19 protein-coding genes are annotated in these 20983 nt (G+C 58.8%); 5 read left to right on the plus strand and 14 right to left on the minus strand.

Annotated features, from left to right (window positions below; all coding sequences use genetic code 11):
• The first annotated feature begins 79 nt into the window (after positions 1-79).
• From GIW79_RS10105 to GIW79_RS10115, 3 genes are all read left to right on the plus strand, one after another.
• Entirely contained in the window at positions 80-424 is a 345-nt protein-coding gene (locus GIW79_RS10105; RefSeq protein WP_054917830.1) for a hypothetical protein, read from the plus strand.
• A gap of 283 nt (positions 425-707) precedes the next feature.
• Positions 708-1133 (plus strand): DUF4398 domain-containing protein, encoded by a 426-nt coding sequence (locus tag GIW79_RS10110; RefSeq protein ID WP_034126517.1) that lies wholly within the window; start codon positions 708-710, stop codon positions 1131-1133.
• A 56-nt stretch (positions 1134-1189) separates the two neighbouring features.
• Positions 1190-1975, plus strand: a complete 786-nt coding sequence (locus tag GIW79_RS10115) for an OmpA family protein (RefSeq protein ID WP_034126516.1) — start codon at positions 1190-1192, stop codon at positions 1973-1975.
• 292 nt (positions 1976-2267) lie between these two features.
• Here GIW79_RS10115 and GIW79_RS10120 read toward each other — a convergent pair whose 3' ends face one another.
• The 7 genes from GIW79_RS10120 to prfB all read right to left on the minus strand — a co-directional run bounded on the left by GIW79_RS10120 (position 2268) and on the right by prfB (position 9024).
• Complete coding sequence (locus GIW79_RS10120; RefSeq protein ID WP_054897116.1) at positions 2268-2588, minus strand: hypothetical protein; 321 nt, start codon at positions 2586-2588, stop codon at positions 2268-2270.
• A gap of 109 nt (positions 2589-2697) precedes the next feature.
• A complete protein-coding gene (locus tag GIW79_RS10125) occupies positions 2698-3024 on the minus strand; it encodes a hypothetical protein (RefSeq protein ID WP_054917825.1) in 327 nt (108 codons plus the stop codon).
• Positions 3021-3926 (minus strand): alpha/beta hydrolase, encoded by a 906-nt coding sequence (locus tag GIW79_RS10130; protein ID WP_054917823.1) that lies wholly within the window; start codon positions 3924-3926, stop codon positions 3021-3023. The genes GIW79_RS10125 and GIW79_RS10130 overlap by 4 nt, the downstream gene beginning before the upstream one ends.
• Positions 3927-4080: 154 nt before the next feature.
• Positions 4081-5358, minus strand: coding sequence for a flavohemoglobin expression-modulating QEGLA motif protein (locus GIW79_RS10135; protein WP_014717201.1), 1278 nt, complete (start codon positions 5356-5358; stop codon positions 4081-4083).
• 128 nt (positions 5359-5486) lie between these two features.
• Entirely contained in the window at positions 5487-6203 is a 717-nt protein-coding gene (locus GIW79_RS10140; protein WP_106117928.1) for a TetR/AcrR family transcriptional regulator, read from the minus strand.
• 143 nt (positions 6204-6346) lie between these two features.
• Entirely contained in the window at positions 6347-7849 is a 1503-nt protein-coding gene (gene lysS / locus GIW79_RS10145; protein ID WP_054917821.1) for a lysine--tRNA ligase, read from the minus strand.
• Positions 7850-7928: 79 nt separating this feature from the next.
• A protein-coding gene (gene prfB / locus GIW79_RS10150) for a peptide chain release factor 2 (protein WP_096001736.1) occupies positions 7929-9024 on the minus strand; the annotation gives its coding sequence in 2 pieces (ribosomal slippage) (positions 7929-8951 and positions 8953-9024; 1095 coding nt in all).
• 531 nt (positions 9025-9555) lie between these two features.
• Between prfB and GIW79_RS10155 the strand changes: the two genes are divergently transcribed.
• Positions 9556-11823: an S-type pyocin domain-containing protein gene (locus tag GIW79_RS10155; protein WP_236453136.1), complete on the plus strand. Its 2268-nt coding sequence runs from the start codon at positions 9556-9558 to the stop codon at positions 11821-11823.
• Between the two features lies 1 nt (position 11824).
• Complete coding sequence (locus GIW79_RS10160) at positions 11825-12079, plus strand: bacteriocin immunity protein (protein ID WP_054897112.1); 255 nt, start codon at positions 11825-11827, stop codon at positions 12077-12079.
• 143 nt (positions 12080-12222) lie between these two features.
• Here GIW79_RS10160 and GIW79_RS10165 read toward each other — a convergent pair whose 3' ends face one another.
• The 7 genes from GIW79_RS10165 to GIW79_RS10195 are packed head-to-tail and all read right to left on the minus strand — an operon-like array spanning position 12223 to position 20651.
• Entirely contained in the window at positions 12223-13224 is a 1002-nt protein-coding gene (locus GIW79_RS10165) for a response regulator (protein ID WP_054897111.1), read from the minus strand.
• Between the two features lie 52 nt (positions 13225-13276).
• The gene (locus GIW79_RS10170) at positions 13277-14287 is read right to left on the minus strand and encodes a chemotaxis response regulator protein-glutamate methylesterase (RefSeq protein WP_034126508.1); all 1011 of its coding nucleotides are present in this window, start codon (positions 14285-14287) and stop codon (positions 13277-13279) included.
• Positions 14284-16563: a hybrid sensor histidine kinase/response regulator gene (locus GIW79_RS10175; RefSeq protein WP_236453138.1), complete on the minus strand. Its 2280-nt coding sequence runs from the start codon at positions 16561-16563 to the stop codon at positions 14284-14286. Before GIW79_RS10175 ends, GIW79_RS10170 begins: the two co-directional genes overlap by 4 nt.
• Complete coding sequence (locus GIW79_RS10180) at positions 16560-17261, minus strand: chemotaxis protein CheW (RefSeq protein WP_236453140.1); 702 nt, start codon at positions 17259-17261, stop codon at positions 16560-16562. The genes GIW79_RS10175 and GIW79_RS10180 overlap by 4 nt, the downstream gene beginning before the upstream one ends.
• On the minus strand, positions 17258-18520 hold the full coding sequence (locus GIW79_RS10185) for a CheR family methyltransferase (protein WP_054897108.1): 1263 nt from the start codon (positions 18518-18520) through the stop codon (positions 17258-17260). Before GIW79_RS10185 ends, GIW79_RS10180 begins: the two co-directional genes overlap by 4 nt.
• Positions 18517-19029: a chemotaxis protein CheW gene (locus GIW79_RS10190; protein ID WP_034126504.1), complete on the minus strand. Its 513-nt coding sequence runs from the start codon at positions 19027-19029 to the stop codon at positions 18517-18519. The genes GIW79_RS10185 and GIW79_RS10190 overlap by 4 nt, the downstream gene beginning before the upstream one ends.
• Positions 19029-20651, minus strand: a complete 1623-nt coding sequence (locus GIW79_RS10195; protein WP_014717193.1) for a methyl-accepting chemotaxis protein — start codon at positions 20649-20651, stop codon at positions 19029-19031. The genes GIW79_RS10190 and GIW79_RS10195 overlap by 1 nt, the downstream gene beginning before the upstream one ends.
• Positions 20652-20983 lie beyond the last annotated feature (332 nt).

A 20983-nucleotide genomic window follows, 5' to 3' on the forward strand; every position in this document is an offset into this window, starting at 1 on the left:
ACGGTGAGTCGCCGCGTCATCCGCGCAGGCGGCTGGTCGCTCATCACCGCCTGCCATCGCAGGCTTTATTGAGGTAGCCATGAAAATTCGAGAACTGGCCCAGCATTGGGAAGAAACCGCCAAGGGTCGTTTGACCAAGTCTGAATACGCCATTCATCTGGATGTAGAAGCCGCTGCACGGCTGGCGGCCATTGCCGAAATGTACCCCAAGCGCCATGTCGAAGAACTGCTCGGCGAGTTGATCGGTGCCGCCCTTGAAGAGCTGGAAGCCAGCTTTCCCTACATCCAGGGCCAGCAGGTAATTGCCACCGACGAAGAGGGTGACCCGTTGTATGAAGACGTCGGCCCCACGCCACGCTTTCTTACTTTATCCCGTCGCCACCTACATGATTTGTCGGCCGGCACTGACGAACAAAAACACTGATAAACATTTATTGACGTCAATTAAACCCACGTATTCCGGGCCTTTTACAGGCCCGGAGGTACCGCCGCACGCCGCGAAAGTTCCATTTTTCAAACACTGACCAATCAGTCAGATATTTTTTTAGGCAAATCGCCATATCCGCTGAACTTTTGAAAAAAGCCTCCGGTCACAGCCAGTAGCCATCACTTGTGGAACGGTCGTTTGAACGGACGCCATGTGCTTTACCGACGGGCCCGAAATCGATACGCCCCGATGGATTTTGATGTTTTTCAGGAGTTATCCAATGGAGTTGAAGACGATGAACACCAGCACTGCCAAATCCTCGTTTAACCACCTGCGCGGGCTCAAATTGGCCGCGCTGGCAATCGGCACCAGCTTCGTTCTGGCTGGCTGCGCCGGCAACCCTCCAACCGAGCAGTACGCCGTAACCCAATCGGCCGTCAACAGCGCAGTCAGCGCCGGCGGTACCGAGTATGCGGCGGTGGAAATGAAGTCGGCCCAGGACAAGCTCAAAGAAGCTGAGATTGCCATGCACGACAAGAACTACGACAAGGCTCGCCAATTGGCTGAACAAGCCGAGTGGGATGCCCGCGTCGCTGAGCGTAAGGCCCAGGCTGCCAAGGCTCAACAGGCTGTGAAGGATTCCCAGAAGGCTGTTGAAGAACTGCGTAAGGAAGGCATGCGCCCAGCTGCAATCATGCAGAAGTAAGCCGCAGCCCCTTGACTGCATCGCACCTGATATCGAATTGAAAGGACGACACGACTATGCGTAAACAATTGATGATCCCTGCCCTGCTGGCGATGAGCGTTGCCTTGGCGGCCTGCTCCACCCCGCCGAACGCGAACCTGGAAAATGCGCGGACCAATTTCTCGTCCCTGCAAACCAACCCGCAAGCCACCAAGCTGGCGGCGCTGGAAACCAAAGACGCCAGCGAATGGCTGGACAAGGCTGACAAGGCCTACCGCGACAAGGAAGACGAGAAGAAAGTCGACCAGTTGGCCTACCTGACCAACCAGCGCGTTGAAGTGGCCAAGGACACCATCGTCCTGCGCGAATCCGAGGCCAAGCTGAAAAACGCTGGTGACGAACGTGCCCGCGCCCTGCTGGACGCTCGTGACGCACAAATCAAGCAACTGCAAAACAGCTTGAACGCCAAACAAACCGATCGCGGCACCCTGGTGACTTTCGGTGACGTGCTGTTCGCCACCAACAAGTCCGATCTGAAATCCAGCGGCCTGGTGAACATCACCAAGCTGGCTCAGTTCCTGCGCGATAACCCAGACCGTAAAGTGATCGTCGAAGGCTATACCGACAGCACCGGTTCCGACTCGTACAACCAGAGCCTGTCTGAGCGTCGTGCCGCTTCTGTTCAGCGTGCACTGGCTCAACAAGGCGTGGATATCTCGCGTATCGTGACCCAGGGTTATGGCAAGGAATACCCGGTTGCCGATAACGGCAGCGTCTCCGGCCGCGCCATGAACCGTCGCGTGGAAGTGACCATCTCCAACGACAACCAGCCGGTCAAGCCACGGTCTTCCGTTGCTAACTGATTGATGCTGGATAAAAAACCCACCTTACGGTGGGTTTTTTTTGGGTTCGTCGAACCCGACTGGACGATGTGTATCTTCGAGCGGCATTTCTATCTTCGCGCTCGATAGCTTGTCCATCAGTTGGCTAAGCTCATGCGTCTGGGCAACTTTGCGCTCCAGTTCTTCATGCCCTCTCGCCATGTTCAACATATTGCGTATCGCAGCAATAGTAATCGCCACTGTCTCGGCCCCAATCTTTATGAGTCATGACGCTTTTGTGGCTTCTGACGCAAGACGGTTCCCGTTATTCATGTTACTGCTGGAAATCAATGGAAATCTTTGCGCTACCTTCGCCACCAGGCTTGCTGCCTTCGCCATCAGCGCCTTTACCCTCTTGGCCTTCCATAGCTTTAAGCTTTTCCTCGAGTTCTTTCAGCAGTTTTTTAAGGTCATCCACAGCGCCTCCCGAACCGCCGCCGCCCTCTGAACCACCGGCACCTTGAGATTGCATCTGACCTATTTGCTTCTTCAGATCCTCAATCTCTTTCTTGAGGCTGCCTACGTCACCGGATTGTTGACCTGCATCTTGAGCGCCAAAACCACCTTGGGAAGGACCAACTCCACTTATAGACATATGTGACTCCAAATCAAGTTAAAGAGTTAACCGAATCAGCGTTGCTGCTCGGTCCCAAATCAGTGGCAACTCACTCAAAATGGTTCCAGCTTTCCCCACACTGCCTGTCCTACTGCTCCAATTTCGGCGTTTCTTGACCTATACAACGCACGGCCTGCTTCTTGTTGTTCACCAGCACGCCGCTCAAGCCTTTCTGCTCGGTATCAAACATCACCAACACGCCGTCGACACACTGCGCCACTTGCGCGGCCGGGGTCAGGGAGACTTTGTAATCTTCGCCCGGTATGGTCTTGAGCATGGTGAAATCGCTGAGCAGCAACGCATCTTCCGGCTTGGCGAAGTGCAGATAGCCGTAGTACCACAGGCAGCCAACGGTGCCGATGATGGTACCGATGCCGGTGAGGATCAGCGGGATCATGTTGCGTTCTTCGCTCATTGCGGGCTCTCTGATGAGTCAACTTTAGGAATAGGGTAATTCGGGATTTCCCCCAGGCGGCGCAAGCCGTTGAAGTGCAGCGGGTCGTCCAGATAACGCAGCATGACGGTCTGCCAGGTTTTGTCGGCAAAGGTCTGCACATGGCCGCCACGGGTCAGTTGCAACACCCTGGGCGGTGGCGCCGCTTGATACAGGCGGATGCCATTGGCCACCGGCACGATCGGGTCATCCAGGCTGTGGAACAGCAGCTTGGGCACGCCGGTCAACCGGGGCATGGCATTGATCGCACTGTCGGCGTCGGGCACCAGCCACGACAGCGGCACCTGCAACGGCCAGGTTAACCAGGAAGTGCTCAGGGCGAATTGTCCTACGTCACGATAACTGGCAGGCACGCCATCCAATACCAAGGCTTTTAGTTGGGCTTGACGCTCCGGGTGGGCTGCCAGGTAATGCACCGCCAGTGCACCGCCCAGGCTTTGGCCGAGAATAACCAACGGTTGCCCCTGGGTTTCAGGCGCCTTGTCGATCCAGCCGAAGGCGGCGTCGATATCCTGGTAGATCGCCGGCAACGACGGCTTGCCTTCCGACAGCCCATAGCCGCGATAGTCCAGCAACAGCACTTGATAACCCTGCTCCGGCAACCACCAACTGCCCCCCAGGTGCCAGGCGAGGTTGCCGCCGTTGCCGTGCAAATGCAGGACTGTGCCCTTGAGCGGGACACCGGGTTTTGCCGGCAGCCACCAGGCGTGCAGTTTCACGCCATCTGCGGTGGTGAGCGTGACGTCGCGGTATTGCAGGTGGGCTTTTTCCGGTGTGAAGGGTAGGCCGGGCTCGGGGTAGAACAGCAAGGAGCTGCAGCCGTTCAATGTGAGTAGCAGGCATAAAATGCCGAGGATTCTCATCCGTTGAAACCTCGCGAAAGTTCTGAAGACCAGTAAAGATCAAATGTGGGAGCTGGCTTGCCTGCGATAGCGGTCTATCAGTGACTGAGTGCTGGCTGACCCAGCGCTATCGCAGGTAAGCCAGCTTCCACATTTTTTGATTCGGTTTCGTCAGTTACAGGATATTGGAGTAATCCGCCTCGATCCGGTCCAGGCTCAAGTGGTTGAGGAAGTTGGAGAAGCACATCCAGGCCGCCAGCGCGTTCATGTCACGAAACTGCTCCGGTAGGTACTTGGGCGGCACCACCAGGCCTTCGTCGACCAACTGGCGCAGGGTACGCATGTCTTCAAGGGTGGTCTTGCCGCAGAACAGCAGCGGCACTTGCTCCAGCTTGCCTTTGCGCACGGCGAGCTGGATGTAGTTGTAGACCATGATAAAGCCCTTGAGGTAGGACAAATCCTTGGTAAATGGCAGGCCGGTGGGCACCGAACCACGAAATACCCGGCTGGCATTCCCATAGCTTTCGGCCATTTCAAAGCCTTGCTCGCGGAAGAACTCGAATACCTGCAGGAAGTCGGCGCCCTCCTCCACCATATGGATGGCGCGGGTCCGGTTGGTGAGTTTGCGCAGGCGGCTGGGGTAGGAGGCAAACGTGATGATTTCCATCAGGATCGCCAGGCCTTCCTGGGTGACGGTGGACGACGGCGGGCCCTTGGACAGAAACGTGCAGATCGGCTGGTTCTGGCCGTTAAGGGTGGTGCCCACATGCACCAACCCTTCATGCACTTCGAGGGCGCGCACGTCGCGGTCATTGAACATCGCATCGGCGCGGATCTTGATGTAGTCGGCGCCCGCTGCCGCATCGGCGACGATGCCGTCGGACTCGAACACGCGGATGGTCTCTTCGGCTTCGCCAAACACCTTGTTCAGGCGCGTTTGCAGCAGGCTGACCGCGTCCTTGGCGGTGAGGGTCTTGGCTTCGTCCTTGAGGTCACCCCGGCCATCGATGTTGTTCAGGTAGTCGGAGAGCATCAGGCCAAGGTCGGCCAGGGTCGGGTCGCCGGCGTGGAACGCATCGGAGGCGGCGCCGTAAAGCTCTTGGGAAATCAGACCGAAGTCCTCGGTGCCGCGCGCTTCAAGCATGCGCACCACCATGCGGTATTCACGGCACATGCGCCGCATGATCTGCCCCACCGGACTGAATTGCCCAAGGCGACGGGTGATGTCGCGCTCGATGTTCTGAAACTCCAGCTTCACCGCACTGGAATCGAACGACAGCGGCCGGTTCAGGTAGTAATCACGGTCTACGGCAGGCATCGCCTTGCCCTTGGCCTTGAGAAATCCCTGACGAATGTTCTCGTCCCATTTCACCGCATCAAGGACGCGGATCGGTGTTTGCGCCAGCACAATGCGATCGGACAAGGTGCGTATCGTCTGCTGGTAATCGTCCACCCGGTGCTTCCTCTTTAAACGTTATTGGCCCACGCGCAGTTAGCGCACGGCTTCACATCTGAGCAGCAGGCCCATCAGAGGTAGGAGCTGGCTTGCCTGCCCCCACCCAAAGCAGATTGCGCACAGGGCTAGGCCGAGGCCAATACCAGGTGCATGTGACGCTTGAGGATTTCAAGCATCTCGTCACCCGTCAAAGGCTCTGCGCCGCCCAACAGGCCCTGATATTCCATCCGACTGATGATAGCCGTCAACACCTTGGCATCCTGCTGTGGCTCACGGGAACCCAATACCTGGAAAAACTGCCCGGTGCCCTGCAACAGGATCTGTTGGTGGGAGCGTACCAGTTCGGCCAGGCGCGGGTTGAGCAGGGCTTCCTGGCGAAAAGCCTGCTCGGCCATCAGGTATTCGCGGCGGTTGGTCAGCTGGCGCAGCACATAGTCGGCGGTCAGGCGGGCGATATCATCGGCCAGTTGCGAGCGCGACTGCGGGCTGCCGTCACCATAGGCGACCATCTCGCGCAACAGGCCTTCGTTGCGCACCCACAGCTTGCCCATGAAAGCGGCGCTGCGCTCCACGTATTGGGCGAAGGTGTCGGTGAGCAGGTCGTCGATGTCTTTGAAGTAATAGGTGGTGGCCGACAGCGGCACCCCCGCCTCTGCCGCCACTGCCCGATGACGTACGGCCCGCACGCCATCGCGCACGACGATACGCATGGCCGCATCGAGAATGTCTTGCCGGCGCTGCTCGCTGCCCCGCCGACTGGCCTTGCGGCCCTGGTACTGAACACTTTCAGCCACGGCAGCAGCAATGCCGGCGGCACCTTCTTGAGCCATTATGCGGTTCACCACACTTCTTCCTTTAGAGGTGACGCGGAGCGTCACAGAGTGCACTCCCACGCGGAGCGTGGGAACGATCAATGACGAGCACCACTTGAACAGGCCACATAAAAAAGCCGCCTTATAAAAGGCGGCTTCGGATTTCGCTACGGTTACGCTTGTGGCCGCATGTGCGGGAACAGGATCACGTCGCGGATCGACGGCGAGTTGGTCAACAACATCACCAGACGGTCAATGCCGATACCTTCACCGGCAGTCGGCGGCATGCCGTACTCCAGGGCCCGAACGAAGTCGGCATCGTAGTGCATGGCTTCGTCGTCACCGGCGTCCTTGTCGGCCACCTGGGCCATGAAGCGCTCGGCCTGGTCTTCCGCATCGTTAAGCTCGGAATAGGCGTTGGCGATTTCGCGGCCACCGATGAACAGCTCGAAACGGTCGGTGACGTTCGGGTCGTCGTCGTTGCGACGGGCCAGCGGCGACACTTCGAACGGGTATTGGGTAATGAAGTGCGGCTGTTCCAGCTTGTGCTCCACCAGTTCTTCGAAAATCATCACCTGCAGCTTGCCCAGGCCTTCGAAGCCCAGCACCTTGGCGCCGGCTTTCTTGGCAATGGCACGGGCCTTGTCGATGTCGTTGAGGTCGTCAGCGGTCAGCTCGGGGTTGTACTTGAGGATCGAGTCGAACACCGACAGGCGCACGAATGGCTCGCCGAAGTGGAACACCTTGTCGCCGTACGGCACGTCTGTGCTGCCCAGCACCAGCTGTGCCAGCTCGCGGAACAGCTCTTCGGTCAGGTCCATGTTGTCTTCGTAGTCGGCGTAGGCCTGGTAGAACTCCAACATGGTGAATTCAGGGTTGTGACGGGTCGAGACGCCTTCGTTACGGAAGTTGCGGTTGATCTCGAACACCTTTTCAAAGCCGCCAACAACAAGCCGCTTGAGGTACAGCTCAGGCGCAATACGCAGGAACATTTCCATGTCCAGCGCGTTGTGGTGGGTCTCGAACGGCTTGGCTGCGGCACCACCCGGGATGGTCTGCAGCATCGGGGTTTCCACTTCCAGGAAGTCACGCTGCATCAGGAAGCTGCGGATGTGAGCAATGACTTGCGAGCGTACGCGGAAGGTCTGGCGCACGTCTTCGTTGACGATCAGGTCGACGTAGCGCTGGCGATAGCGCTGTTCGGTGTCGGTCAGGCCGTGGTGCTTGTCTGGCAGCGGGCGCAGGGACTTGGTCAGCAGGCGTACATTGGTCATCTCGACGTACAGGTCGCCCTTGCCGGAACGGGCCAGGGTGCCTTCGGCGGCGATGATGTCGCCCATGTCCCAGGTTTTCACCGAGGCCAGGGTTTCTTCGGACAGGGTCTTGCGGTTGACGTAGACCTGGATGCGACCGGTCATGTCCTGGATCACCATGAACGAGCCACGGTTGAGCATGATGCGACCTGCCACCTTGACCGGGATCGCAGCCTCTGCCAGTTCTTCCTTGGTCTTGTCCGCGTATTGCTTCTGCAAGGCATCGCAGTAGTTGTCGCGACGGAAGTCGTTGGGGAAGGCGTTACCCTTGGCGCGCTCGGCAGCAAGCTTTTCCTTGCGCAGGGCGATCAGGGAGTTTTCTTCCTGTTGCAGTGCTTGCGGGTCGAGTTGTTGGTCGCTCATGTCTTTAAATATTCCATCAGGTTCGTTGCCCCCAGCCTTCGGCGGGGGATCGCGGGCAAGCCCGCTCCCACAGAGGGTATTAGAGGCCGGATTTCAGGCTGGCTTCCAGGTATTCGTCGATATCGCCGTCGAGTACCTTGTCGCAGTCGCTGCGTTCGATGTTAGTGCGCAGATCCTTGATCCGCGAGGCATCGAGCACGTACGAACGGATCTGGTGACCCCAGCCGATATCCGACTTGGTGTCTTCCAGCGCCTGGGAAGCGGCGTTGCGCTTCTGCATTTCCTGCTCGTACAACTTGGCCCGCAGCATTTTCATGGCGGTGTCCTTGTTGGCGTGCTGGGAACGTTCGTTCTGGCAACTGACCACGGTGTTGGTCGGTACGTGGGTGATACGTACGGCCGAGTCAGTGGTGTTTACGTGCTGACCACCAGCGCCGGAGGAACGGTAGGTGTCGATCCGCAGGTCGGCCGGGTTGATCTCGATTTCCACTTTGTCGTCGATCTCTGGCGAGACGAACACCGCAGAGAATGAGGTGTGGCGACGGTTGCCGGAGTCGAACGGGCTCTTGCGCACCAGGCGGTGCACGCCGATCTCGGTGCGCAGCCAGCCAAAGGCGTATTCGCCCTTGATGTGTACGGTCGCACCCTTGATACCGGCCACTTCACCGGCGGACAGTTCCATGATGGTCGCGTCGAAACCGCGCTTGTCGGCCCAGCGCAGGTACATGCGCAGCAGGATGTTGGCCCAGTCCTGGGCTTCGGTGCCACCGGAACCGGCCTGGATATCCAGGTAGGCGTTGTTCGGGTCCATTTCGTGGCTGAACATGCGGCGGAATTCAAGCTTGGCGAGGTTTTCCTCGAGACGGGCCAGCTCGGCGACAACATCGCCCACTGCGCCTTCGTCGTTTTCTTCGACGGCCATGTCCAGCAGGTCGCGGCAATCACCCAGGCCGGTGTTCAGTTCGTCGAGGGTATCGACAATCTGTGCCAGCGCAGCGCGCTCGCGCCCCAGTTCCTGGGCGTATTCAGGTTTGTTCCAGACACTCGGATCTTCAAGCTCGCGATTGACCTCGGTCAGACGCTCATGCTTTTGATCGTAGTCAAAGATACCCCCGAATAGTTTCGGAGCGCTCGGACAGGTCCTTGATGGTGTTAAGGATCGGGTTGATTTCCATGGCGGGCAGCACTCGTTGGCGAACTTTTGAAAGCCGGCGAGTATAACGGCAAACGGCTGGAAACGGCAGCCCGCTTGGTCGATTCTGCCAAGACAGCGCTTCCCTCTCGTCACGCTTGCTTCGGTGACGGATACGCGACCATCAGAGCATTTCCTATAGATTGACGATGCCGCGCGTTAGAAAACCCGACCTACTACTCGCTAAAACCAGACCGTTCATCTGTTTATACAAATAATTTGAAAATCCAAATCAGAGCCTGCCTAAAAGACCACAAACCAACCCACTCCAATAAAAACAAACAATTAGGTTTCTAGCCAAATCATCCCAAGACTCAAGTGATAAACATACAAGAATATAAATACATCAGTTTCAGAACCGTCTTACAGAGTCTCCTACACGCATAAAATCAAATCAAAACGCCATCAGTTTTTTCTTTCTTCCCTCTCAAATAAGTTTGATCAAAGCGCCTGAGTTTTTTTCTTCAGGACGCACAAACTCTAACGATCACTCTCATAAAAATGGAGAGGCCCTATGGCACAACAAGGGTGGCAGCCAGGACAACCTTTAGAACTCAAGCCGACGATAATTACCGCAGGGAGACGAAACACTTATTGGGGTGGTGAAGGCGGAGGCTACGTAGGAAGTGGAGATGGCTGGGGCCTTCAAGAAGGGCCACGTCGGGGTGAAGGAGACCGTAGCCGCTTCAAGCAGTTTGACTTCCCTAGCACCACCGCCGATTTCATTGGAGAGCAAAAGTACAATCAATCCTTGATTGACGCGGAGTACAGCGCACGGTTCGCAACGCTCACGACTGACACTGAACGCGAACTCGCAGAGAAACAGCACGCCGCGAAAGCTTCACAGCCGCTTACAGAAACAGCCTCAGCCGTTCTCGATCAAAAAATCACACTTGAAATCATCGGCGCGAAAAAAACCAAATACGCCAGTACTGCGCCACTCATCTATGGGCTCTATGATCAAAGCCCTTTTTACCTGATGGAAAACTTAACTTATACAAAGCTACGTGAAACGCTTGCCTCTTCTGACCCGATAAAAAATCTGGGCGATGCCTACACACTTTACGACAACGTCTGGAGGGCCGCACAAGAACTCAAGGCTCTCTCGCTCTCCATAGACATTCTGACTAAAAAACTTTCAGGGTTGGCAAAGGCCCGGCAAACGCTGGAGGCCAATTTAGCCGAACAGGATCCTGGCTGGGCAAATTTACACAATGAGTATCTGAAGGTCATTGCAGATGAGTTGGAAATTCAAGTGCAGTTGCTGCCGGAATACCTGCAGGTGGAACTCGCCTCTCTTGCCGGTTCGGTCGTTGGATTGACACCCGACCAGACCCTCATGCGTTACAAAAACACGCTGGACAAAATGATCGAAAAAACGATGGCTGCGATCAAACCTATTGACCCACCGTTAGCCATAAACCGGAACGGGTTGATGATTTACTATCCCGCAGCCAACCCACAGGTTACACCGCCACTCAGCAAACCCGAGCTTGAGGGACTCAAACAGCTTATTTATCTGCAGCAGAACACCGCGCTTGGGGTGAGATGGCTCAGCCACCATGATTTTGTGCTGAAGTCAGAGTCCGCGCGGTTTCTTGCCAACGCCTCCAATGCAATCAGCGACCTCGCAGAACGTGCGCAGCAGGTCGCAACGGCCCAAGCGCGTATTGAAGCGGTAAGAGTAGCCAATACCTATCGACTGTCGGGCACTGCTGCTGCGACTCAAGCGATAGTCATGACCTCAGTCGGAACTATCGCTACAGCAGAGGGGGTTACCGTCACGCTGCGAGCCGCTATTGGGGCAGCAGTGGCCGCATTGACGGAATTGGCCGCCAGTACCGCGAGTGGCTTGATGGTCGGTGTTTCAGCGCTGATCTATTCTCCCAAACTCGCGAACGGAGAACTTCCAGAGCGTTATGCGCTTGGCACACCGATCTCAACCTTGGTACCAGGCCTCGACGAGTCGACGATAAGTTCGGCAGTCAACGGCACAATCGACCTGCCGGTTCGAATGAGTTCGAGGACGGCCGCAGATGGGCGGTCAGAAGTTTTTGTGGTCAACACCGATGGTGCAAGCGTGCCTTCCAGGGTCAAAGTGGTTACTGCGACCTATGATCCTGGGCAGAAGGTATACACCGTCACGACAAGTGACATTCCACCAAGAACGTTGATTTGGACACCTATTTCCGCTCCTGGAGATAGCTCAACAACGCTGCCACCGGCCCCGCCTGAAACGCCCGTCTATGCAGGCGCCGACACAATTCCAGTCGAGGGTAGGGTTGACAGTTTTCCAGCCGTTGTTGAAGCTGGATTTGACGACTTCATCATCGTTTTCCCGGTCGATTCTGGCCTGCCTCCAATCTATGTCATGTTCAGGGATCGGCGTGAAGATCCCGGAATCGTGACAGGCAATGGGCAATCTATAACCGGCTCTTGGCTGGGAGCGGCCTCCCAGGGTGAAGGAGTCCCTATACCATCGCAAATTGCCGCAAAACTGAGAGGTCAAGAATTTAAAAACTTCAAGGCATTTCGTGAAGCCTTCTGGACAACGGTTGCTAGCGACTCGGAACTGGCTAGTCAGTTAAACCGTCAAAACCTAAGAAGAATACTAAACGGCAAGGCGCCCTATACTAGCGAACTAGAACATGCTGGAAAATCTAGTAAATTCGAACTTCACCATAAAATATTCATTTCCCAAGGCGGAGAAATTTTCGACATCGACAATATCCACATAGTCACTCCAAAACTTCATAAGCGTATTCACGGCAAAGGTAATTAAGATGAAAACCTCAATTTCCGAGTACACAGAAAGCGAATTTTTAAAATTTGTAATTTCTCTTTGTGATGCGAGTGCTCGCTCTGAGGAAGAAGATGACGAAATGCTATTAGAATTCAAGCGACTTACGGAGCATCCTGATGGGTCAGATCTCGTCTATTATCCAAGAAAGGGTAGAGAAGACAGTCCAGAAGGCATTGTAAAAGAGGTCAAAGAGTGGCGCGCGAATAATGGCAAGCCTGGATTCAGAATAGAATAACGCCGTCCTGCCCCCTGCCATCGGCTCTACAACGATGGCAGATTTCTTAGCTCAAAAACTTTCATATGTAATCAATTCGGATGAGTACGAAACTCAGGAGTGCAAGGGGGAAGTCCCCCTCGCACATTGAAGTTGGCCTCTAATTACTCGATACCAACCTGATTACGCCCATTGTTCTTGGCCGTGTACAACCCCTTGTCCGCCGCCATGATCAACTGCCGACAGTCCGTACCCTGAGCCGGCGTCAACGTCGACAGCCCGATACTGATGGTCAGGCTGGCACCTTCAGCCGGGGCGATGTGCGGGATTTTCAACGCCGCCACCGCCATGCGCAGTTTTTCCGCGACCAGGCGTGCGCCGCCCGGCGAGGTGTTGGGCAGGACCAGTGCGAACTCTTCGCCACCGTAGCGCGCCGGCAAGTCCGAAGGGCGGCTGCTAGCATCGCGAATGGTGGCGGCGACTTTGCGCAAGGCTTCGTCGCCCTCGACATGGCCGAAGCTGTCGTTGTAGGTCTTGAAGAAATCCACATCGATCATCAGCAACGAGAGTTGGGTCTGGTCGCGCATGGCGCGGCGCCATTCCAGCTCCAGGTATTCGTCGAAGTGGCGGCGGTTGGACAGCCCGGTCAGGCCGTCGGAGTTCATCAGGCGTTGCAGCACCAGGTTGGTGTCCAGCAACTGTTGCTGGCTGACCCGCAACGCGCGGTAGGCCGCGTCGCGCTGCAACAGGGTCATGTAGGAGCGCGAGTGATAGCGGATGCGCGCTACCAGTTCGATGTTGTCCGGCAGCTTGACCAGATAATCGTTGGCCCCGGCCGCAAAGGCCGCGCTTTTGATCAGCGGATCCTCTTTGGTGGACAGCACGATGATCGGGATATTCGCGGTGGCCGGGTGATTGCGGTACTCACGCACCAGGGTCAGGCCGTCCAGGCCCGGCATCACCAGGTCTTGCAGGATCACCGTGGGCTTGATGCGGATCGCCTGGGCAATTGCCTGGTGCGGGTCGGCGCAAAAGTGGAAGTCGATGTTCTCTTCATGGGCCAGGCCACGCCGCACGGCTTCACCGATCATGGCCTGGTCGTCGACCAGCAGCACCATGGCGGCGTTTTCGTCGGTCTTGAAGTCGTCGAGCTGTAAATCATTCATGTGCAATCACCTGAATTACTACCTGCAAGCCAGCACGGCGGGAGATTCTTGTTCATTTTGCAAAGACCTCCAGCAATCGGGGCGCAATTCTATCCAGTGGGCGAATTTCAACAGCAGCATCAATCGCCGCCGCCGCTTTGGGCATGCCGTACACCGCCGAGCTTTGCTGATCCTGGGCGATGGTCAAATATCCTTGTTCGCGCATCAACTTGAGGCCCTGGGCCCCGTCGCGCCCCATGCCGGTCAGTAGCACGCCGACAGCGTCACCGTTCCAGTAACTGGCGACGCTTTCGAAAAACACGTCGATGGAGGGCCGGTAAATCTCGTTCACCGGCTCTGCGGTATAGGCTAGCGTGCCATTTTTCAACAAGCGAATATGGTGGTTGGTTCCGGCCAGCAATACCACGCCGGGTTGAGGCGGCTCGCCCTCACAGGCCAGGCGCACCGGCAGGCCGGAAGCGCTGCTCAGCCACTCGGCCATGCCGGCGGCGAAGACCTGGTCCACATGCTGTACCAGCACGATGGCGGCGGGAAAATCCCGGGGCAAACCCTTGAGCAGAACTTCCAGTGCCGCCGGCCCACCAGCCGAAGAACCAATGGCCACCAGCCGTTGACGCTTGCCGGTGACCCGCTGCGGCGGGGTTTCGGCACGCACCCGCGTGCCGCGCTGGCCGATCAGCCAACCAATATTGAGGATCTTGCGCAGCAGGGGCGCGGCCGCATCCTTAGGGTTGCCAACGCCCAGTGCCGGGGTGTCCACCACATCCAGGGCGCCGTGGCCCATGGCTTCGAATACGCGGCTGACGTTGGCCTGGCGGTCGACAGTGACGATCACAATCGGGCAAGGCGTGTCGGCCATGATCTGCCGGGTGGCCTCCACCCCATCCATCACCGGCATGATCAGGTCCATCAGGATCAGGTCCGGGGTCAGCTCGGCGCAACGCTGTACCGCTTCCAGGCCATTGCTGGCCACCCATACCACCTCGTGGGCGGGCTCGTAACTCAGGGCGCGGCGCAAGGCCTCCACCGCCAGGGGCATGTCATTGACGATCGCAATCCTCATGCCCGGGCGCCTCCAATCAGTTCAACCACGGCGTCGAGCAAGGCGTCGTCATGGAAACTGGCTTTGGCTAGATAATAGTCGGCCCCGGCGTCGAGGCCACGGCGGCGGTCTTCTTCACGATCCTTGTAGGAAACCACCATCACCGGCAACGATTGCAGGCGACTGTCACGGCGCAAAAGTGTGACCAATTCAATACCGTCCATGCGAGGCATATCAATATCAGTGATAAGCAGGTCGAAGTCCTCGGAGCGCAATGCGTTCCAGCCATCCATGCCATCGACCGCAACAGCGACTTCATAACCACGATTGAGTAATAATTTGCGTTGCAGCTCGCGCACCGTCAGTGAGTCGTCCACCACCAGCACACGCTTGCGCGGCGCTTCGGTGGCCTGCTGGCTGCGCCGGGCAATGCGCTCCAGGCGACCGGTGTTGAGCAATTTATCCACCGAACGCAGCATGTCTTCGACATCGACGATCAACACCACCGAGCCGTCATCGAGCAAGGCCCCGGCAGAAATGTCCTGGACTTTGCCCAGGCGATCATCCAGCGGCAACACCACCAGGGTGCGCTCGCCGATAAAACGCTCCACGGCAATCCCGTACACGGCATCGCGCTCGCGGATCACCACCACCTTCAAGGTATCTGACGGGCTCTGCCCCGGCGGGCGCTGCAGCAACTGGCTGGCGGCAACCAGGCCGACGTGCCGGCCCTCATGCCAGAAGTGCTGGCGGCCTTCCAACTGCACGATGTCGTCGGGCGCCAGGTCGCACATGCGTTCGATATGCGCCAGGGGAAAGGCATAGGCTTCTTCGCCGACTTCCACCACCAGGCTGCGCACCACCGACAGGGTCAACGGCACCTCAAGATGGAAGCGGCTGCCCTGCCCCGCCGTCTGCTCCAGCACCACCGCGCCGCGCAGTTGACGAACCATATGTTGCACCGCGTCCAGGCCGACCCCGCGCCCGGACACTTCGGTGACTTTGTCGCGCAGGCTGAACCCTGGCAAGAAGAGGAACGTGAGCAGTTCCTCTTCACTCAGACGCAGGGCCGTTTCAACCGGCGACAGATGGCGGTCGACGATGGTGCCGCGCAGGCGCTCGAGGTCGACACCGTTGCCGTCATCGCTCAATTCCAGCACCAACAACCCGGCCTGATGGGACGCACGCAGGCGAATCAAGCCTTCCGCCGGCTTGCCCGCCAGCACGCGTTGCTCAGGGGGTTCGATGCCGTGATCGACCGCATTGCGTAATAGATGGGTGAGCGGCGCTTCGAGTTTTTCCAGCACGTCCCGGTCGACCTGGGTCTTTTCGCCCTCAATCTCCAGGCGCACTTGCTTGCCCAGGCTGCGACCTAAGTCACGCACCATGCGCACCTGCCCGGCCAGCACATCGGCAAACGGCCGCATGCGGCAGGCCAATGCGGTGTCGTAGAGCACCTGGGCGCGCTGGCCGGCCTGCCAGCCGAACTCATCCAGCTCGGCGTTTTTTTCCGCCAGCAGGGCCTGGGCTTCACTCAGCAGGCGACGGGTATCGGCCAGGGCCTCCTGGGCTTCCAGGTTCAGATCCAGCGACTTGAGCTGGCCGTCCAGGGCATCCAGCGCACGCAAGCTGTTACTTTGAATGCGCTTGAGGCGTTGCAGGCTGGCCAGGTACGGCTTGAGCCGCTGGGTTTCCACCAGGGATTTGCTGGACAAGTCCAACAGACTGTTCAAGCGCTCAGCCGTCACCCGCAGCACACGCTCGCCGCCTTCGGTCATGCGCTTGTTCTGGCGCGGCGCGTCACTGCCGAGCGGTGGCGCAGGCTCCAGCTCGGGCTCCAGCAGCAGCGCGTCAACCCGCGGCGCGGGGATGGGCTCGGGTTTTGGCGCGGGCGTCGCAATCGGCTGCGAGGGATCGAGCAAGCGCTCCATCAGCGCTACGTACGCCTCGATATCCGCCGGCCCCACATCGTTGCCCGGGGTGGCGATACGCATCAGCAGATCAGTGCCTTGCAGTAATGCGTCGATATGTTCAGGTTGCAGATACAGACGGCCTTCCTGGGCGCTGACCAGGCAATCTTCCATGACGTGGGCCACGCTGACGCCGGCATCCACACCGACAATCCGCGCCGCCCCTTTAAGTGAATGCGCGGCGCGCATGCAGGCTTCGAGCTGGTCGGCCTGGGTCGGGTTGCGTTCCAGCGCCAGCAGGCCCGCGCTCAACACTTGGGTCTGCGCATCAGCCTCCAGGCTGAACAGTTCCAACAGCGAGGCATCGCGCATCTGGTCGGGGGTCATGCGAGGCTCCGGGTCACGGCGGACAACAATTGCGCTTCGTCCAGCCAACGCAGGCTGCGGCCTTTCCACTGCAACACGCCTTGGGTGTAGCGTGCGCTGGCCTGGGTGCCGGACACCGATGCGGCCTTCAAGGTGCGCTCATCGATGGCATGGATACCGTCTACTTCATCCACCGGCACCACGACCGGGCCGTCCTGGGCAGCGATGATCAGCATGCGCGGCATGATCCGCCCGCCGCTGGAGCCGGCACTGGTGCTGTCCAGGCCCAACAGTTCCACCAGTGACAGGCACGCCACCAGCGCCCCGCGTACGTTGGCCACGCCCAGCAGCGCTCGGGAACGCTGGTGCGGCAGCGAGTGGATCGGCTGCAACGGCGCCACTTCCACCAGGCAACGGGTGGCGATACCGAGCCATTCTTCGCCGAGGCGGAACATCAACAGCGAACGGGTGACCACCTCGTTATCCGCTTCGGCAGTTACCTGCGCGTGATGGTCGTCCTGTTGCAGTGCGTAGCGGTCGAGCAGGCGTGTGGCGGCGGCGGAATACACCGAGCAATTGCGGCAGTGGATATGCTCGGCCAACAACGGGCAGGACTTGTCGCCATGAATACCGATGCGGTTCCAACAGTCGTCAATGGCTTGGGTATCGGTCAGCGTCAGGTCCAGGCCTGCGGTGTCGAGCGCGTCAGGGCTACTCATCGTTTGGACTCACTGTCAGCTCGCTCGCTACGGGCGGCGCGTGCCTGAAGACGACGCGCGCCAGCACTGTCACCCTGGGACTCGAGCAACGCAGCCAGGTGCATCAGGGCCTGGGGATGCTGCGGTTCCAGATACAGGGCTTTTCGGTAATACCCTTGGGCCTCCAGGGCACTGCCAGCCACATCGCTGAGCAGCCCCAACCAGTAAAACACCTGGGCGGCCGGCGGGTGACTGCTCAAATACCGTTCGCAGGCCGCTCGGGCCTCGGCACTTTTGCCCTCGTTGGCCAGGGTTGCGATCTGGCTGAGCAAATCCCCGGCATCGGTAGTCACCACTTTGACCGGTGGCACGTTGGGGCTGACGGTGCTGAACGGCCGCGGCTTGAGCGGTATCGGCACCGCCCTGCGCTGCGGTAGCGGCGCGGGCGTCGGTTTGACCACAGGTGCAACCGGCGGGGCCGGTTCTACATGCCGACTGAAGGCAAAGGACTGCGGCACACCGATGGAGCGCATGCCGTGACGCCCCAGCAGGCTGCCCTCGGCCGGGCCGATAAACAGCACACCGTCTACGTGAGTCAATGCCTTGAGCACATCAAAGACCTGTTTCTGGGTCGGCTGGTCGAAGTAGATCAGCAAGTTGCGGCAGAACACAAAATCGTAGGTTGGCTCATTCGCCAGCAGTGCCGGGTCCAGCAAGTTGCCGACTTGCAGGCGCACTTGTTCGCGCACCCGGTCGGCGATGCGGTAATTACCTGCGTCTTCAGTGAAGTGACGGTCACGAAACTCAAGGTCGGCGCCGCGAAACGAGTTCTTGCCGTACACGCCCCGCCGCGCGCGCTCCACCGACAGCGGGCTGACATCCATGCCCTGCACTTTGAACTGGTGGGGCGCCAACCCCGCATCGAGCAAGGCCATGGCAATCGAATAGGGTTCTTCGCCGGTCGAACACGGCAGGCTGAGAATACGCAGGGCGCGCATCTGGTTGATCTCGGCCAAGCGTGCCTGGGCCAGGCGAGCCAGGGTTGCAAAGGATTCGGGATAGCGGAAAAACCAGGTCTCGGGGACGATCACCGCTTCGATCAGCGCCTGCTGCTCGTCATGGGAGGTTTGCAGGTGTTGCCAGTAAGCCTCCGCCGACTGCGACTGGGACGACTGGCAGCGCTGGCGCACCGCGCGTTCGATAATCGCCTCGCCCACCGAAGCGACGTCCAGGCCGATGCGTTCTTTCAAAAACGCGAAAAACCGCGGGTCATTGCTCATAGGCTCAACTCGGCGGAAAACAGCAAGGCGCGCACTGGCGCGGTCAACAGATCCGCAACGCCAATCCACTGCATCAAGCCCTGGGCATCTTCACGCACCGGCCCCAGGTACGGCGCCTGCCGGTTGTCCAGGCCATAGGGCTGGAATTCGGCGGGGTCGCAACGCAGGGTGTCGGTGGCCTGTTCCAAAATCAGCCCCAGCCAACGCGCCTCACTCCAGGGCTGCGGCTGGTAATTGACCAGCACCAGGCGCGTGCTGGTACGCGCCTGGGCCGAAGTGCCGAACGTCAGGGCGCTCAAGTCGATGACCGGCACCAGCACCCCACGATGGGCGAAGATACCCGCCACCCACAAGGGCGCTTGGGCGATAGGTTTGAGCGCCAGGCGCGGCAGCACCTCGGCCACTTCCGTAGCCTTGAGGGCAAAGCGTTCGTTGCCGATGCGAAACACCAGAAACAACGCCTTTTTCGCTGCCGGGACGGCACCGCGTTTAGCCGCGAGTTCGCTCATCAGACTTTGAAACGCGAGACGCCGCTGCGCAGACCGACCGCAACCTGGCTCAGTTCATCAATGGCAAAGCTGGCCTGGCGCAGGGATTCGACGGTCTGGCTGCTGGCATCGCCCAATTGCACCAGCGCGTGGTTGATCTGCTCGGCACCGGTGGCCTGGGCCTGCATGCCTTCGTTGACCATCAGCACCCGCGGCGCCAGGGCCTGTACCTGATGGATGATCTGCGACAGTTGCTCGCCCACTTGCTGCACCTCAGACATGCCGCGGCGCACCTCCTCGGAGAATTTGTCCATGCCCATCACCCCTGCCGACACCGCCGACTGGATCTCACGCACCATCTGCTCAATGTCGTAGGTCGCCACAGCGGTCTGGTCGGCCAGGCGGCGCACTTCGGTGGCAACCACGGCAAAGCCGCGCCCGTACTCACCGGCTTTCTCAGCCTCGATCGCAGCATTGAGGGACAACAGGTTGGTCTGGTCGGCCACCTTGACGATGGTGACTACCACCTGGTTGATGTTGCCGGCCTTCTCATTGAGGATCGCCAGCTTGGCGTTGACCAGGTCGGCGGCGCCCATCACCGAGTGCATGGTTTCTTCCATGCGGGCCAGGCCCTGCTGGCCAGAACCGGCAGCCACCGAGGCCTGGTCGGCGGCGGTAGACACCTCGGTCATGGTGCGGACCAAGTCCTTGGACGTGGCGGCAATTTCGCGGGAAGTGGCGCCGATTTCTGTGGTCGTGGCCGCTGTTTCGGTAGCGGTCGCCTGTTGCTGCTTGGAGGTCGCGGCAATTTCGGTGACCGAGGTAGTGACCTGTACCGATGAACGCTGCGCCTGGGACACCAGAGCAGTCAGCTCGGTCATCATGTCGTTGAAGCCGGTTTCAACCGCGTTGAATTCATCCTTGCGCTCCAGATTCAGGCGCTTGCTCAGGTCGCCGGTGCGCATGACTTCGAGGATTTGAACGATGCGCTGCATCGGCGCCATGATCGCGCGCATCAGCAACAGGCCACACAGCGCGGCGGCGAGAATCGCCAGCAACAGCGAGACGCCCATGCTGATCTTCGCGGCCGCTACCGCATCATCGATGGCGGCGGTGGCGTTGTCGGCGACCTGCTTGTTTTCGTTGATAATGTCATTGAGCTTCATGCGGCCTGCGGTCCAGGCGGGGGTCAGTTGCTCGTTGAACAACCTCAGTGCTTCGGCGGCGTTATTGCTCTGATGGGCCGCCAAGACCTGGGCGAGAATCTGGTTGTAGCTCTGGTGCAGTTTTTCGAAGGCATCGAATTCGGTGCGATCCTGGGTGATATTGATCGTCCCTGCGTAGCTGGCCATATGTTGCTCAAGCCGAGCCTCGAAAGACTTGTAGTCCTGTTTGTCGGTTTCGGAAATGCCCTGGTTCTCGTGGATCCCGACCAACTCCTGGGTCTGCAGGTAGCTGTCGACCCAGGCGCTACGAATCATGGAGCTGAAAAACACCCCGGGCACCGCATCGTCCCGCACTGAGTTTTCGCTGATTTCGATTTTCAGCAGGCGCGAATACGAGACCACGACCATCAGCAGCATGATCGCGATAATTACCGCAAAGCTCGCCAAAATCCTTTGGCGCAGGGTCCAGTTCTTCACAGTAATTCCTCGCAGGGCCATTCAAATGGAGGGGAGTATAGCTGAGCGGCTGCGCGCTTTTATCAAGGCTTTTGATGTGCAGTGCACAGAATGCAGATGTGCTCGCGTTGGCCACAGCTATCTACACAATTTTGGTACGGCGCTGGACCTGTGGCGAGGGAGCTTGCTCCCGTGACGGCCTGACAGCCGACGCCTACCCACCTGCCCCCCCACGATCTGAATGTGGGAGCTGACTTGCCTGCGATGGCGGCCTGACAGTCAACACAGCTGGATTGTGTACATATCCATTCCTGCGGCAATGGCCGCTTAGGGTTCCGCCCTGACGGCGGCTC

The sequence above is a fragment of the Pseudomonas sp. PA-7-1E genome, assembly GCF_021605325.1.
Taxonomy (GTDB): Bacteria; Pseudomonadota; Gammaproteobacteria; order Pseudomonadales; family Pseudomonadaceae; genus Aquipseudomonas; species Aquipseudomonas fluorescens_BV.